Here is a 15,246-nt window from a genome sequence, read left to right on the forward strand (position 1 = left end):
GCGCACCCGGTTTGAACCTTGAAAACAAACAGGAGACATGAGAATGACACGTACGGTGCAGCAACTTTTCGACCTCTCGGGCAAGACGGCCCTGGTGACCGGCGGCTCGCGTGGCCTGGGTCTGCAGATGGCGCATGCGCTGGGCGAGGCCGGCGCGAAGATTCTGCTGAGCTCGCGCAAGGCCAAGGATCTGGAAGAGGCCGCAGCCGAGCTCAAGGCCGCTGGCATAGAGGCCGACTGGATTGCTGCCGACTGCTCGGACGAGGCCGATATCACGCGCCTGGCCAAGGAGGCCGTGCAGCGTCTCGGCCATGTGGACATCCTGATCAACAATGCGGGAGCCAGCTGGGGTGCGCCGGCCGAAGACCACCCGACGGCGGCCTGGGACAAGGTGATGAACCTGAATGTGCGCGGCTATTTTCTGCTGAGCCAGCAGATCGCCCGCCTGTCCATGCTGGAGCGCAAGAGCGGCCGCATCATCAATCTGGCCTCGATCGCCGGCCTGGGCGGCAATCCCACGGGCATGAAGACCATTGCCTACAACACCTCCAAGGGCGCAGTCATCAATTTCACGCGCGCGCTGGCCGGCGAGTGGGGCGAGCACGGCATCACCGTCAACGCCATCTGCCCGGGCTTTTTCAAGACCAAGATGGCAGCCGTGCTGATCGAGACATTGGGCGAGGACGAAATGCGCTCCCATGCGCCGCTGCGCCGCCTGGGCGACGATGAGGACCTCAAGGGCCTGACGCTGCTCTATGCCAGCGATGCCGGCAAGCACATCACGGGCCAGTGGATGGCCGTGGATGGCGGCGTGAGCGCTCTGGTCGGTGGTTGATAGTGGCGGATGAAGGGTGAGTCATGTTTTTTGTGCGGTGCAGCATTCTGAGGCTGTCCGCCGCGCTTACATTCACGGTTCAGCAGCTGCAGTCTGCGGCGCATCACTCTTCTGAAAGGTTTCGCGGTGTTGTCATTTGGTCCTGAAATTCCCTTTGTGCATGAGCTGGGCTTCACCCTCCACAAGATGGAGAACGGTGAGTCCGAGCTGCACTTCACACCGCGTCCCGAACATCTGAATTCCTTTGGCATCACCCATGGCGGAGCCTCGATGACGCTGATGGATGTGACCATGGCCGTGGCTGCGCGCAGCGTGGATTTCGATCTGGGCGTGGTCACCATCGAGATGAAAACCTCGTTCATGCAGGCGGCCAATGGCCCGCTGGTGGGCAAGGGCGTGCTGCTGCATCGCACCGGCACCATGGCTTTTACCGAAGGCCGCATCTACGATGCACAGGGCCGACTCTGCGTCCATGCCACGGGCACCTTCAAGTACATGAAGCGCAGGCCTGCGGCCGAAGGCGGATTGCAAGCCCTGCCCACGGATTGAGTACGGATCGGTTGCTCTGTTTTTATGAGCGGCTGTCGCTTTCCCTATTGTTGTTTTGTGTGCTATCAGCTTCAAGTGCGAGGTATATCAAGCGCTTGCAGCTATGAGATCTGAAGTTCAAACAGGAGACGAAACATGACGGTCAATCAGCAAATCCTTCTGGACAATCGCCCCCAGGGTGAGGCGGTGGAGAGCAATTTCAAGCTGGTGCAGTCGCCGCTGCCCGCCGTGGGCGAGGGCCAGGTGCTGGTGCGCCACCACTATCTGAGCCTGGACCCTTACATGCGCGGCCGCATGAACGACTCCAAGAGCTATGCCCAGCCTCAGCCACTGGGTGAGGTCATGCAGGGCGGCACGGTGGGCGAGATTGTCGAGAGCCGCCACCCCAAGTTCAAGGCCGGCGACAAGGTGGTCGGCATGGGCGGCTGGCAGGAATACTCGCTGCTCGACCCCAGCGTGCCCGGCGCGCTGCGCAAGGTCGACACCACCCATGTGCCGCTGTCCTACTATCTGGGCGCCGTGGGCATGCCGGGCGTGACGGCCTGGTATGGCCTGGTCAAGATCATCAACCCCAAGGCCGGTGAAACCATGGTCGTCAGCGCTGCCACCGGTGCCGTGGGCAGCGCCTTTGTGGCGCTGGCCAAGGCACGTGGCTGCCGCGTGGTGGGCATTGCGGGCGGTGCCGAGAAATGCCGCTACGCCGTGCATGAATTGGGCTTTGATGCATGCATCGATTACCGCGAGCACCCCGATGTCAAGACCATGGCCAAGGCCTTGAAGGATGCCTGCCCCAACGGCATCGACGGCTATTTCGAGAACGTGGGCGGCTATATTTTCGACGCCGTGCTGCTGCGCACCAATGCCTTTGCGCGTGTGGCCTTGTGCGGAATGATTGCCGGCTATGACGGCCAGCCCCTGCCGCTGGCCAACCCGGCGCTGCTGCTGGTCAACCGCATCAAGCTCGAAGGCTTTATCGTCAGCGAGCACATGGAAGTCTGGGGCGAGGCCCTGACCGAGCTGGGCGGTCTGGTGGCAGCTGGCAAGCTCAAGCCGCGCGAGACGATCTCCCAAGGTCTGGCCTCGGCGCCCGGCGCGTTCCTGGGCCTGCTCAAGGGCAAGAACTTCGGCAAGCAGCTGGTGAAGCTGCTCTAACCCCCTGAGGCGCTTTGCGCCTTCCCCTAGCCGGGCGCCCCCCTTTTCTCTACGCGCTGCGCGCTATGGAAGGGGGGCGACAGCCTCGCTGCGGGGCGGCGCGGCCGGCATAGGCCCTTGCTTGCTGTCCCTTGGTTGTGCCGCACCGGTTTCGAGTGTGGAAGCGCATTTGAGCTGCGTCCAAATAAATACGGAGACAAGAATGATCACGAATTTCGCGGGAAAGACGGCGGTTCTGACTGGTGCGGGCTCGGGCTTCGGGCTGGAGTGCGCGCGCATCGGAGCCGCCAGAGGCATGAATCTGGTGCTGGTCGATGTGCAGCAGGAGGCGCTGGACAAGGCCGAGACCGAGCTCAAGGCTACCGGTGCCAAGGTGCTGGCGCGCAGGGTCGATGTCTCGGATGCGGCGCAGATGGAGCGACTGGCAGCCGAAGTCAAGGAAACCTTTGGTGCGCCGCACTTTGTCTTCAACAACGCGGGCGTCGGCGCGGGCGGCCTGGTCTGGGAAAACACTGTTGCCGACTGGCAATGGGTGCTGGGCGTCAATGTCTGGGGCGTAATCCATGGCGTACGCCTGTTCACGCCCATGATGCTGGAGGCCGCCAAGGCCGATCCCGCCTTCGAAGGCCATATCGTCAACACCGCCAGCATGGCAGGTCTGCTGGCGCCGCCGAACATGGGCATCTACAACGTCAGCAAGCACGCTGTGGTGTCACTGACCGAGACGCTGTACCAGGACCTGGCCCTGGTCTCGGACCAGGTCAGTGCCAGTCTGCTCTGCCCCTTCTTCGTGCCCACGGGCATAGGTCATAGCGAGCGCAACCGTCCCCAGGGCCTGGAGGCGCAGCCTTTGACGGCCAGCCAGAAGATAGGCCAGGCCATGACCGACAAGGCCGTGGGCTCGGGCAAGGTCACGGCGACCGAGGTGGCGCAGAAGGTGTTCGATGCCATGGCCTCGGGCCAGTTCTATATCTACAGCCACCCGCAGGCCCTGGGTTCGGTGCAGGTGCGCCTGGAAGATGTGGTTCAGGGCCGCAACCCGACGGATCCGTTTGCGCACAAGCCCGAACTGGGCGAGAGCCTCAAGGCAGCGCTGCGCGCTGGCTGAGCCGGCGGGAGTTGAAAAAGCCTTGCCAAAGCGGCAAGGCTTTTTTCATGGTGCGGCCGGAGCCTGGGTGCCGAGTTCGGCCTCGGTGGCAGGGCGCACCAGGCGCAGCAGCAAGGCATTGCCCTTGCCCATATCGGGCACGGCCTGCAGTGTCTCGGTGTTGACCGCCCAGGCCTGCTGGGCCGAGAGGCCGGAGAGGCTGCTGGATTTGTCCACCTGGGCGTAGTTGTAGGTGTTCAGGCGCTGGGCATTCACGGCGGCCGTACCCGTCCAGTGCCAGTCGCGTGGCGCATTGGGAAAGAGTTCCGGGTTCAGGCCCTGGGGCTTGCTGCTGCGGTCCAGCAGGCGTTTGAGTTCATTGACGCGCGGCAGGCGCCAGCGCAGGTTTTCGGCCTTGCTGCGTTCTGCGGCATGGCTCATGGCCTGCTTGTAGCTGAAGACCTCGGCCTGGCCGCTGCAGGCCTTGCCATTCCAGCTCATGCCCTCGGCGCAGCGCGGCCAGGCCAGCCTGGCGCGCGTGTCTATCACCATGCTGGCATCGGGCGAGAGCTGAAAGGCAGGGGCAGCAGGCGCGGGCTGTGCACCAGTTGGTCCAGCCGCCAAGCATAGTGCAGCGAGCGCGGTGGGCAGCGAAAAGGGCAGACGTGGGAAGGAGCTTGCAGCAGTCACGGCGAGAGCAGGGAAGGGTGGTTGAGCCCATTGTGCTGGTTGTCCATGCAGTCATCGCCTGGATGACCGGGTCTAAAGCCTCGTAATTGAAGGCTTAGGCACAGGCGCTGCCCGGCGGACTGGCGTGAGCCTGCAAGGTCATACAGGAAACCGGCAATTGCTCAGCACATAAATCAAGTTACCACGACAATCACACCCCTATGCAAGCTTCTGTCTCCCTGCGTCTGGTTCTGATCCTGGGCCTGTTGTCGGCCATCGGGCCTTTCGCCATCGATATGTATCTGCCGGCCTTGCCCCAGATCGGCGCCAGCCTGGATGCCCAGGTCGGGGCCGTGCAAGCCAGCCTGACCGCGTTCTTTCTCTCCATTGGTGTGGGCCAGCTGCTCTATGGGCCGGTCTCCGACATGCTGGGCCGCAAGCCGCCGCTGTACTTTGGTCTGACGGTTTTTGCCGTCGCCAGCGTGGGATGCGCGCTGGCTCCGAATATCGAGACCCTGGTGGCGTTTCGCTTTGTGCAGGGTCTGGGCGCTGCGGCCTGCATGGCCGTGCCGCGTGCCGTGGTGCGCGATCTGCATACCGGCCACGCGGCCGCGCGCATGATGTCGCTGCTGATGCTGGTGTTCAGCGTCTCGCCGATTCTGGCGCCCCTGGCCGGCAGCGGCGTGATTTCCCTGGCCGGCTGGCGTGCCGTGTTCTGGGTGGTGGCGGCAGCAGCCGTGCTGGGCCTGATCGCCACGTGGCGTGGCGTGGAAGAGACCCGCACGGCCGAGGCGCGGCTGGACAGCAGCCTTGGCGGTGCGCTCAAGGCCTATCTGGTCCTGCTGCGTGACTGGCATTACCTGGGCCTGGTGTTCATCGGCGGCTGCGCCATGGCGGGCTTTTTCGTCTATCTGGCGGGCTCGCCCTTTGTGCTCATCAACTACTACGGCCTCTCGTCCACCCAGTACAGCATGGCGTTTGCGCTGAACTCCATCGCCTTTATCGGCGCGGCGCAGCTGACGGGGCGGCTGGGCCAGCGCTTTGGCCTGGTCAATGTGGTCAAGGCTGCGGCTTCTGCTTCGGGCCTGACCATGGCAGCATTGCTGCTCTATTACCTGCTGGGCGGCGAGAAGCTGGCGGTGCTGATCGTGCTGTACTTCATTGCCAGCGCCTTCATGGGCCTGGTGATTCCCACGACCTCGGTGCTGGCCCTGGAAGAGCATGGCGAGATTGCGGGCACGGCCTCCGCCTTGCTGGGAACGCTGCAGATGCTGAGCGGCGCTGCGGCCATGCAGATCGTGGGGCACTTTTCCAATGGCAAGCCCCTGCCCATGGTGGTGGGCATGGCGACCGGCGCCCTGGTGGGCGTGGCGCTGACCTGGATCACGCTGGGCCGTGTGCACCGAGTCGCCCATGACTGAGAGCACTGCTCAAGCTTCCCCTGTCTACGACGGCCTGCCTGACGGTGCGCGTGGCCGCGCCATGCTGGTCATCATTCTGGGACTGACGCTGTCGGTGCTGGACAGCAGCATTGTCAATCTGGCCTTGCCCGCCATTGCGCGCGAGCTGCAGGCCAGCTCGGCCCTGACGCTCTGGGTGGTCAACGCCTATCAGCTGGCCGGCCTGGTGCTGCTGCTGCCGCTGGCAGCCCTGGGCGAGCGCCTGGGTTATCGGCGCATCTATCTGCTGGGCATGACGGTGTTTGTCATTGCCTCGGTGGCGGCCACGCTGGCCAGCTCGCTGAGCACGCTGATTGCAGCGCGCGTGTTTCAAGGCATGGGTGCAGCGGGTATCATGAGCGTCAATGCGGCGCTGGTGCGCTTGACCTATCCGCGTGCCATGCTGGGGCGCGGCATGGCCATCAACTCGCTGGTGGTGGCGACCTCGTCCATGGCCGGGCCTTCGGTGGCCGCTGCCATCCTGTCGGTTGCCAGCTGGCCCTGGCTGTTTGCCATCAACGTGCCGCTGGGCTTGATGACCTTGTGGATGGGGCGCAAGGCGCTGCCGGCCAACCCCGTGGTGCGCAAGAATGGCGAGCCGATAGCGGCGCTTGACGTATTGCTCAATATTCTGATGTTCACCCTGCTTTTCCTGGGCGGTGAGCAACTGGGCGTGCGCATGGGGCAGGATCAGGGGGCTGCGGGCAGCCCGCTGATGCCTTCGGGCTGGTGGCTGCTGGGCGCCGGGCTGGTGGTCGGCTATGTCTATCTGCGCCGTCAGTGGCACAAGACAGCTCCGCTGTTCCCCGTCGATCTGATGCGCATTCCCGTGTTCCGGCTGTCGATGTGCGGCTCGGTCTCGGCCTTCTGCGCGCAGATGCTGTCCTATCTGGCCTTGCCGTTCCTGCTGCTGGAGGCGCGCGGTCTGTCACCCATGGAGGCAGGCATGCTGATCACGGCCTGGCCGCTGGCCACCGTGCTGACGGCGCCGGTGGCCGGACGCCTGATCGGCAAGTATCCCGACGGGTTGCTGGGCGGCATCGGCATGGCCATGTTTGCCTGTGGACTGTGGCTGTTGGCGGCCATGCCGGTCGATGTGGCGCACTGGGACATGGTCTGGCGCATGCTGCTGGCGGGCAGCGGCTTCGCGCTCTACCAGTCGCCCAACAATCACACCATCGTCACTTCGGCCCCCATGTCGCGCAGCGGTGCCGCGGGCGGCATGCTCAGTTCTGCCCGCATGACAGGTCAGACACTGGGTGCCGTGGTGCTGGCCACCATCTTTGCCATCTCGGGCGGGCATGGCGGCAATGCTGAACTGCTGGCGCTGGCTGTGGCCGGCGGTTTTGCGGCGCTGGCCGGAGTTTTCAGCATCTTGCGCGTACGTCCGGGCAAGCAGCAGCATTGATTTGGCAGCAAAAGCTGCTTTTGTCCTGATATAGAGAGCGCAGCCAGTTGCCGATTCCGGGATTTTGCGGGTTCCGGCTCTAGTCCGTTATGACGAGGAGCCTTGCTGCCAAGGTTTTCTACAGTGGTGTCTCAAGCCAGAGACCGCTGCGACGCCGCATGCCCGCATGACAGGAGAATGGCAAGCGGGTGATTGCCGGCATGTCATTGCGCCTTTGGCTGCTTTACATTTTATTAATATTGTCGGCGCACAATGTTGACAAGTTCTTTAGTTCAGACCGCTCCACGTATGAAGATTGACCAGCCCGCTTCGCTGAGCCCGCGCCGAGAGGCGCATTTTTCTTGCCTTCCCAGTGCAAGCCAGCAAGGTCATCGCCAGCAGCGCTGGACACTGGCTGTGGGAGCCATGCTGATTGCCGCTGCGCTGGCGGGCTGCTCCAAGCCCGAGGCGGAGCAAAAAGGCCCGCCCAAGTCCGAGCCGAAGGTCGGCGTGGTCACCTTGCAGTCGCAAAGCCAGCAGCTGGATGCCAGCCTGCCGGGGCGCACCCGTGCCTTCATGACGGCCGAAGTGCGTCCCCAGGTCTCGGGCATCATTCAGCAGCGCTTGTTCACCGAAGGTGCTCTGGTCAAACAGGGCCAGCAGCTCTATCAGATCGACGCCGCGTCGTTGAAGGCGGCCGAGGCCAGTGCTGCGGCCGCCGTGGCCAAGGCCGAAGCCAGCCAGCGCACGCTGGCTGCAACGGCACGGCGCAATGCCGAGCTGGTCAAGATCGACGCGATCAGCAAGCAGGCGTTTGACGAAAGCCAGGCGGCGGCGGCCCAGTCCGCATCGGATGTGGCCGTGGCCAAGGCGAATCTGGAAACCGCACGCATCAATCTCAAGTACAGCCGGATCGAAGCCCCTATCGGCGGTCGCATCGCGCTGTCTGCCGTCACGCCCGGTGCGCTGGTCACGGCCAATCAGGCCACGGCGCTCACCACCATCGTGCGGTTGGACCCCATGTATGTGGACTTCACCCAGTCCAGCACCGATCTGATGCAGCTCAAGCGCGATCTGGATTCCGGCCGCTACCAGAAGGTGGAAGGCAACAAGATTCCCGTGCGCATCCAGCTCGACGACGGCAGCGACTACCCGCATCAGGGCAAGCTGGCCTTTGCGGGCGTGATCGTCAACGACACGACTGGCACGCTGACCCTGCGCGCCGAGGTGCCCAATCCCGACGGCATGCTCATGCCCGGCATGTATGTGAAGGCCTTGCTGCCCACGGCCCTGGCACCCGATGCCTTGCTGGTGCCGCAGCAGTCGGTGACCCGCGATCTGACCGGCCGTGCCAATGTCATGGTCGTCAAGGACGGCGATGTGGTTGAAAAGCGGGATGTGGAACTGGACCGCGCCGTAGGCGCTTTCTGGTTGCTCAAGACGGGCCTGAAAGCAGGCGAGCGTGTGATGGTGGATGGCTTTCAGCGCATCAAGCCCGGCGACAAGGTTCAGACCGTGGAGGTGGATCTGAAGGCCAAGGCCGAGCGCAAGAGCCAGCGGGGCGAGCCGCCCGTGCAGGCCGCTGCCGATGCACCTGCCAAGAAGTAAGCAAGGCAGGCGACACACATGGCTCAGTTCTTCATCAACCGGCCCATCTTTGCGTGGGTCATCGCCATCATCATCATGCTGGCCGGGGCTTTGTCGATCAAGCTGCTGCCGCTGGAGCAGTATCCCGAGATCGCTCCACCCCGCGTGACCATAGGCGCCCAGTACACGGGTGCTTCGGCCGAGACGGTCGAAAACTCGGTGACGCAGATCATCGAGCAGCAGATCAAAGGCATCGACAACATGCTCTATATGAGCTCGACCAGCAATGCCTCCGGTCAGGCTCGCATCACGCTGACCTTTGCTCCGGGCACCAATGTCGACGTGGCGCAGGTGCAGGTGCAAAACAAGATCCAGGGCGCGGTCAACCGCCTGCCGGACTCCGTGAAGACGCGTGGCGTCTTCATCAACAAGGGCGGCCAGGATTTTCTGGTCACCTACAGCTTCTATTCGCCCGATGAAGATGTGACCGCAGTGGACATCGGCGACTACATCAACAGCAATCTGGTGGACATCATCGGTCGCATAGAAGGCGTCGGTGACATCAACGTCTTCGGCACGCCCTATGCCATGCGCATCTGGATGGACCCCGCCAAGATGGAGAAGTACGGGCTGATCCCCTCCGATCTGAGCAGCGCGCTCAACGCGCAAAATGCCCAGGTCTCGGCGGGTCAGCTGGGGGCCTTGCCCGCGGTGCAGAACCAGCAGCTGAACGCGACCATTACGGCGCGTACCAAGCTCAAGACCGTGGAGCAGTTCGAGGACATCGTGCTCAAGTCTTCGAATGACGGCTCGGTCGTCACCATCAAGGACGTGGCCCGGGTGGAACTGGGGGCCGACAATCTCTCCATCCAGGCCAAGCTCAATGGTATGCCGGGCGCAGGCATGGGCATCATCCTGGCCGATGGTGCCAACGCCATGGCGGTGTCGGATGCAGTGGCGGCCAAGCTGGCCGAGCTCAAGCCCTTCTTTCCCAATCAGATCGACTATTTCGTGAGTTCGGACTCCACGCCCTTTGTGCGGGCCTCGATCAGCGAAGTGGTGCATGCGCTGGGCGAGGCCATGGTGCTGGTGGTGATCGTGATGTTCGTGTTCCTGCAGAACTTCCGCGCCACGCTGATCCCCGCCATTGCCGTGCCGGTGGTGCTGCTTGGGACCTTCGGCGTGCTGTCCGTCGCGGGCTTCTCCATCAATACCCTGACCATGTTTGCCATGGTGCTGGCCATCGGCCTGCTGGTGGACGATGCCATCGTGGTGGTCGAGAACGTGGAGCGGGTGATGCACGAGACGGGCAAGTCTCCCAAGGAGGCGACGCGCCAGTCCATGAAGGAAATCACGCCTGCGCTGGTCGGCATCGGGGTCACGCTGTCGGCGGTGTTTGTGCCCATGGCCTTCTTTGGCGGCTCCACGGGTGTGATCTATCGCCAGTTCTCCATCACCATCGTGGCGGCCATGGCGCTGTCCGTGTTCGTGGCCCTGACGCTGACACCGGCGCTGTGCGCCACGCTTCTCAAGGCACCGGATCGCAGCCATGGCGACGGCCATGAGCGTCCCATACGCTCCGGGGTGCTGGGCATCAACGACCGGTTCTTCCGCTGGTTCAACCGCAATTTCGATGCCGCCGCCAATCGCTACCAAAGCACCGTGGCCTTCAGCCTGGGCCGGGCCAAGCGCATGATGCTGATCTTCCTGGCCGTGCTGGCCGCGGTCTGGCTGCTGATGGCCAAGCTGCCCACTTCCTTTCTGCCCGATGAGGACCAGGGCTTTGTCTACGTCAACGTGAACCTGCCTTCCGGTGCTTCGAATGCCCGTCTTCAGGAAGTGCTTGACCAGGTGCGCGAGTACCTGGCCAAGCAGCCGGATGTGATCAGCTTCAACCAGGTGTCCGGTCTCAACGGCGACCAGAGTTCGGCGCGCGGCTTCATCCGTCTGAAGCCCTGGAGCATGCGTCCGCTGCCTTCTCAATCAGCCGCGGCCATTGCGAACAAGGCAACCAGGGAGCTGGCCAGCATCCGTGATGCGCGCGTGCAAGTGGTGCTGCCGCCTGCAGTGCGTGGCCTGGGTTCGAGTTCGGGCTACAACTTCATGATCAAGGACATCAATGGTGTGGGCCACGAGGCACTGCTCGCCGCGCGTGATCAGGTGCTTGGCGAAATGCGCGCCAACAATCTGCTGACTGCCGTGCGCACGACCAATCTGGAAGACGCCAGCGAGCTGCGCGTGGATGTGGATGACCGCAAGGCCGCCGCGCTGGGACTGGCGTACAGCGACATCAACAGCGTGCTCTCCAGCGCCATGGGTGGCACCTATGTGAACGACTTCTTGAACAATGGTCGTGTCAAGCGTGTCTACATCATGGGCGATGCCCAGTACCGCATGCTGCCCACCGATATCGCCAAATGGACGGTGCGCAACAACAAGGGCGAGATGGTGCCTTTCGGAGCCTTCTCCAAAAGCTACTGGGCCTACGGCTCGCCCCAGCTGCTGCGCTACAACGGCAGCCCGGCCTATGAGTTCGAAGGCCGTGCCGCAGCCGGCATCAGCTCGGGTACCGCCATGGAGACGGTGGAAGATATCTTGAAGAAGCTGCCCAACGGTATTGCCTACGAATGGACGGGCGCTTCTTTGCAGGAGCGCCAGTCCGGTGCGCAGGCGCCCATGCTGTATGCCATCTCGATTCTGTTCGTCTTCCTGTGCCTGGCTGCACTCTATGAAAGCTGGACGGTGCCGCTGTCGGTGATGCTGGCCGTGCCGCTGGGTGTGGTCGGCGCACTGCTGGCGACCTATACCCGTGGCTTGACCAACGATGTGTATTTCCAGGTCGGTCTGCTCACGACCGTGGGTCTTGCGGCAAAGAACGCGATCCTGATCGTGGAGTTTGCGGTGCAGCTGCAGGAGCAGGGCAAGAAGCTGTTCGATGCGACGGTGGAAGCCGTGCGTCTGCGTCTGCGACCCATCCTGATGACTTCTCTGGCCTTTGGTTTCGGCGTGATCCCGCTGGCCATCGGCACCGGCGCTGGCGCTGGTGGTCGCAATGCCATCGGCACGGCCGTGCTGGGCGGCATGGTGGCATCGACGGTGCTGGGTATCTTCCTCGTGCCGGTGTTCTTCCTGCTGGTTCGCAGCTGGTTCAAGAGCCGCTCGCGCAGCGATGAGGCACCTGACGTCAACAAGGAGAGCGCAGCATGAGGCGCCCGAGCATGAAATTTTCTACCATGGCGGCCGCCGCAGTGACGGCCTTGCTGGCGGGCTGCAATCTGGCTCCGGCCTATAAAACGCCTGATCTGCCCGTGCCCGAGACTGTCTCCGGCAACGCCTTGCCGGCCCAGGCGAGCGAGGCGGCGCTGCAACAGGCCGAGGCGCTGCAATGGTTGCAGTCGCCGCAGCTGCGCGAGGTGGTGGCGCTGGCGCTGAGCAACAATCGCGATCTGCGTGTCGCGCTGGAAAACATCGAGAAGGCGCGCGCCCAGTACGGCATCACAAGAGCCGATCTGCTGCCTGGCATCACGGCCCAGGCGCAGAGCAATCGCACGCGCACCGCAGGGGATCTGACGACGGCCGGGCGTTCCAGCATCACCGAGCAATACACGGCTCAGCTGGGTTTCGCCAGCTATGAGCTGGACCTGTGGGGGCGCATCCGCAATCTGAGCGAAGCCTCGCTGCAGCAGTTTCTGCAAAGCCAGGACAACCGGCGCAATGTGCAGATCGGCCTGGTGGCCGATGTCGCCAATGCCTGGCTGACGCTGGCGGCCGATCAGGCGCGCCTGCAGCTGGCCAGGGACACGCTGGACAGCCGCATCAAGGCTTTTGAGCTGACACGGCGCATGCATGAACTGGGCTCGACCTCCGGTTTGGTGCTGGCCCAGAACCAGACCACGGTCGATACGGCGCGCGGCGATGTGGCCAGCTATACCTCCCAGGTCGACAGAGATCGCAATGCCCTGCAACTGCTGGTGGGGGGGGCGGTGCCCGTGCAACTGCTACCTACTGCGCAGACCCTGACGGGTGCGGCAGACACTGCGGCTCTCAAGGTCGTGCCCGTACCCCTGCCATCATCGGTACTGCTCAAGCGTCCCGATGTGCAGGCCGCCGAGCGCAATCTGCAGGCCATGAATGCCAATATCGGCGCAGCCAGAGCGGCGCTGTTTCCCAGCATCACGCTCACTGGCAGTGTCGGTACCGGCAGCAACGAGCTGGACCGTTTGTTCGGCAACAACAACAGCACCTGGAGTTTCATCCCTCTGGTCAAGCTGCCGATTTTTGATGGCGGTCGCAACCGCGCCAATGTACAGGTGGCCGAAAGCAATCAGCGCATTGCGCTGAGTCAGTACGAGAAGTCCGTGCAGACGGCCTTCAAGGAGGTGGCGGATGTGCTGGCCGACCGAGCCCAGTGGGATGAGCGGCTGGCCGCCCAGACAAGCATGGTGGCCAATACCCAAAAAGCCTTCGATTTGTCGAATGCTCGCTTCAAGGCCGGCGTGGACAACTATCTGACGGTGCTGGATGCGCAGCGCAGCCTCTATACCGCGCAGCAGACCCTGATAGGCCTGCGCCTGTCTGAGCAGCTCAACCGTGTGACTCTGTGGAAGGCGCTGGGCGGGGACGAGGCCGCACAGCAGGGTTGCTGGGCGGACTCGCTCGATAAAAAAAGCTGCAGCCTGAAAGACTGCGGCTTTGTTTTTTGATAGCTACTAGCGCTTTACCAGAAAGCGATTGAGCCGGATTTCATTGAAATTTCGGCGCGTCAACATCCAAGGTCATGGCATCTTGAATAGCAGAGCCACCTGGAGTCGGAACAGGGTTCCAGCATTCATGGGCACTTCGGGATGGATGACGGTGTTGTTCATCATCGCCAGCCACAGCGGTGCGAGCAGCAATTCCGGGTGCTGCACCAGCTCGGGCGCCTTGAGTTCGCCACGTTTGGCGGCCAGCTGCGCGAGCCGGGTGAAATGCTCGAGCAGGGCATCGTGCACGTAGCGGCGATACATCTGCGCCAGCAGCGGAAACTCCAGGCCTTCGGCGACGACCAGCCTGGCCGTGGCAGAGCGGCCGCTGCTGTCGATGACCTCTGCCGCAGCCCCCACCGTGCGCAGCAGATACTCACCCACGGATTCATGCTCGTGCATGGGGCTGGACTGCAAGGCCACGGCGGCAGAGGCGATATGTGTCTGGATCACTGCCTCGAACAAGGCTTCCTTGCTGTCGAAATAGCGAAACAGCGTGACCTTGGACAGTCCTGCGCGCTGTGCAACCGAAGCCGTGGTGCCACGCGCATAGCCGTGTTCCAGAAATTCTGCAAACGCAGCCGCCACGATGGAGCGGCGTGTGGCCTGGGTCTTTTGTGGACTGGGGCCGCGTGGCGTGCGCTTGGGGCGTGCGGTGTCTGGTTCAATCATGGACGCAAGAGCTGGTGAAGTCGCAGACTATGCCTGCATGGGAGCGCGCATCGGGGAAAAGCGTGCGCAAGCAATGATGGCACATTTATACAAGCCGATTCGAAGGCTCCATTTTTGCCTTTGTATGGAGCCTGTCCTGCCCGGAATGATGCGGGCAAACCCTTGTTTTTCTAAAAAATGCCCAAGGCCAGTCCCGTGGCCAGTGATTGCCCCAATTCTTCGCAGCGCTGCAAATCGGCGGACGGTATCTGTTTGGGGGCGAGTATGGCCTCCGGCGTCTGGGCATGGGTGCAGATGATGAGCGGCTCTGCCACGGCCTTCAGGCGCCAGCCGGTGGCAATGCGTTCCATCTGCCTGGCTGCGTTATGACCGTCGCTGCCGGCGCAGACCAAACTGGCATAGGGTCGGCCCTGTATCCGGTCGAGCACGCCGTAATAGCTTCGATCGAAGAAGTCCTTCATCAGACCGCTGATGGCGGCCAGATTCTCCGGTGTGGCAAACAGATAGCCCTGAGCTTGCAGCAGGTCTTGCGGGCCGGCCTGGGAGGCATGCAGCACGCGGACCTCGACGGATTCCTCCTGCCGGGCGCCGGTGCTGGCCGCTTCAACCATCTGGAGTGTGCCGCCAGTCAGTGAGTGGTAGACGATCAGCAGGGTCGTGCGTTGTGACATGGTTGCTTTATTGCCGGTGGACAAACCGCAGGCGCTTGCAGGCGGGAATAACCGGGTAGAGCGCTGTGGTTCTGCTTGATTGTTGCTAAAAAGATACGGGTTGCCGTGGTTTGTGATGCGGCCTGAATGGGACTAAGCTCCGACAAATATTGACATTTGTCAATTTTGCGACCTGGGGTTGCTCTTGATTTTGCAGCGCTTTGTATTGGATATACAAGCTTATGCCTATGATTTGATCTAAATCCAGACGCAATCATGCCAAGGCTTTCAGGGTAATCACTTGGTGTGACTGTTCTTTGGATGTAGGTTTGCTCCTACAAACTATGTCGCTCCTCATCTTGGCTCATGGTGCTGCAGCCTTTGCTGCAAGGCGCCACTGCCGACTGGAGCCACCTCGCAACTCAGGAATCTTGTGTTTTTTGCATGTCGCAATTCGCAACTCAGCCAGTGATGAAA

12 protein-coding genes are annotated in these 15,246 nt (G+C 62.6%); 9 read left to right on the top strand and 3 right to left on the bottom strand.

Features of this window, described 5'->3' with window-relative positions; genetic code table 11:
- Positions 1-43: 43 nt before the first annotated feature.
- The 4 genes from EIC84_RS23005 (at position 44) to EIC84_RS23020 (ending at position 3,644) form a co-directional block, all read left to right on the top strand.
- Positions 44-835, top strand: a complete 792-nt coding sequence (locus EIC84_RS23005; RefSeq protein WP_003062433.1) for an SDR family oxidoreductase — start codon at positions 44-46, stop codon at positions 833-835.
- Between the two features lie 126 nt (positions 836-961).
- Positions 962-1,384 carry a PaaI family thioesterase gene (locus tag EIC84_RS23010; RefSeq protein ID WP_012838708.1) on the top strand — a complete coding sequence of 141 codons (423 nt, stop codon included), beginning with the start codon at positions 962-964 and terminating at the stop codon, positions 1,382-1,384.
- Between the two features lie 135 nt (positions 1,385-1,519).
- Entirely contained in the window at positions 1,520-2,536 is a 1,017-nt protein-coding gene (locus EIC84_RS23015; protein ID WP_003062427.1) for an NADP-dependent oxidoreductase, read from the top strand.
- 202 nt (positions 2,537-2,738) lie between these two features.
- Positions 2,739-3,644, top strand: a complete 906-nt coding sequence (locus EIC84_RS23020) for an SDR family oxidoreductase (RefSeq protein WP_003062425.1) — start codon at positions 2,739-2,741, stop codon at positions 3,642-3,644.
- A 45-nt stretch (positions 3,645-3,689) separates the two neighbouring features.
- On the opposite strand, the gene EIC84_RS23025 is transcribed toward EIC84_RS23020, so the two are convergent.
- Positions 3,690-4,247, bottom strand: coding sequence for a DUF1566 domain-containing protein (locus EIC84_RS23025; RefSeq protein ID WP_003062423.1), 558 nt, complete (start codon positions 4,245-4,247; stop codon positions 3,690-3,692).
- 266 nt (positions 4,248-4,513) lie between these two features.
- Here EIC84_RS23025 and EIC84_RS23030 point away from each other — a divergent pair, with 266 nt between their 5' ends.
- The 5 genes from EIC84_RS23030 (at position 4,514) to EIC84_RS23050 (ending at position 13,408) form a co-directional block, all read left to right on the top strand.
- A complete protein-coding gene (locus EIC84_RS23030) occupies positions 4,514-5,713 on the top strand; it encodes a multidrug effflux MFS transporter (protein ID WP_003062420.1) in 1,200 nt (399 codons plus the stop codon).
- Complete coding sequence (locus EIC84_RS23035) at positions 5,706-7,139, top strand: MFS transporter (RefSeq protein WP_003062417.1); 1,434 nt, start codon at positions 5,706-5,708, stop codon at positions 7,137-7,139. The genes EIC84_RS23030 and EIC84_RS23035 overlap by 8 nt, the downstream gene beginning before the upstream one ends.
- A 288-nt stretch (positions 7,140-7,427) precedes the next feature.
- Positions 7,428-8,726 carry an efflux RND transporter periplasmic adaptor subunit gene (locus tag EIC84_RS23040; RefSeq protein ID WP_003062415.1) on the top strand — a complete coding sequence of 433 codons (1,299 nt, stop codon included), beginning with the start codon at positions 7,428-7,430 and terminating at the stop codon, positions 8,724-8,726.
- An 18-nt stretch (positions 8,727-8,744) separates the two neighbouring features.
- Positions 8,745-11,912, top strand: a complete 3,168-nt coding sequence (locus tag EIC84_RS23045) for an efflux RND transporter permease subunit (protein ID WP_003062414.1) — start codon at positions 8,745-8,747, stop codon at positions 11,910-11,912.
- Positions 11,909-13,408, top strand: coding sequence for an efflux transporter outer membrane subunit (locus tag EIC84_RS23050; RefSeq protein ID WP_240701983.1), 1,500 nt, complete (start codon positions 11,909-11,911; stop codon positions 13,406-13,408). Before EIC84_RS23045 ends, EIC84_RS23050 begins: the two co-directional genes overlap by 4 nt.
- A gap of 72 nt (positions 13,409-13,480) precedes the next feature.
- On the opposite strand, the gene EIC84_RS23055 is transcribed toward EIC84_RS23050, so the two are convergent.
- Entirely contained in the window at positions 13,481-14,119 is a 639-nt protein-coding gene (locus EIC84_RS23055; RefSeq protein WP_003062413.1) for a TetR/AcrR family transcriptional regulator, read from the bottom strand.
- Between the two features lie 170 nt (positions 14,120-14,289).
- On the bottom strand, positions 14,290-14,790 hold the full coding sequence (locus tag EIC84_RS23060; protein ID WP_003062406.1) for a flavodoxin family protein: 501 nt from the start codon (positions 14,788-14,790) through the stop codon (positions 14,290-14,292).
- Positions 14,791-15,246 lie beyond the last annotated feature (456 nt).

The sequence above is a fragment of the Comamonas sp. A23 genome (assembly GCF_004522605.1).
Classification (GTDB): domain Bacteria; phylum Pseudomonadota; class Gammaproteobacteria; order Burkholderiales; family Burkholderiaceae_C; genus Comamonas; species Comamonas thiooxydans.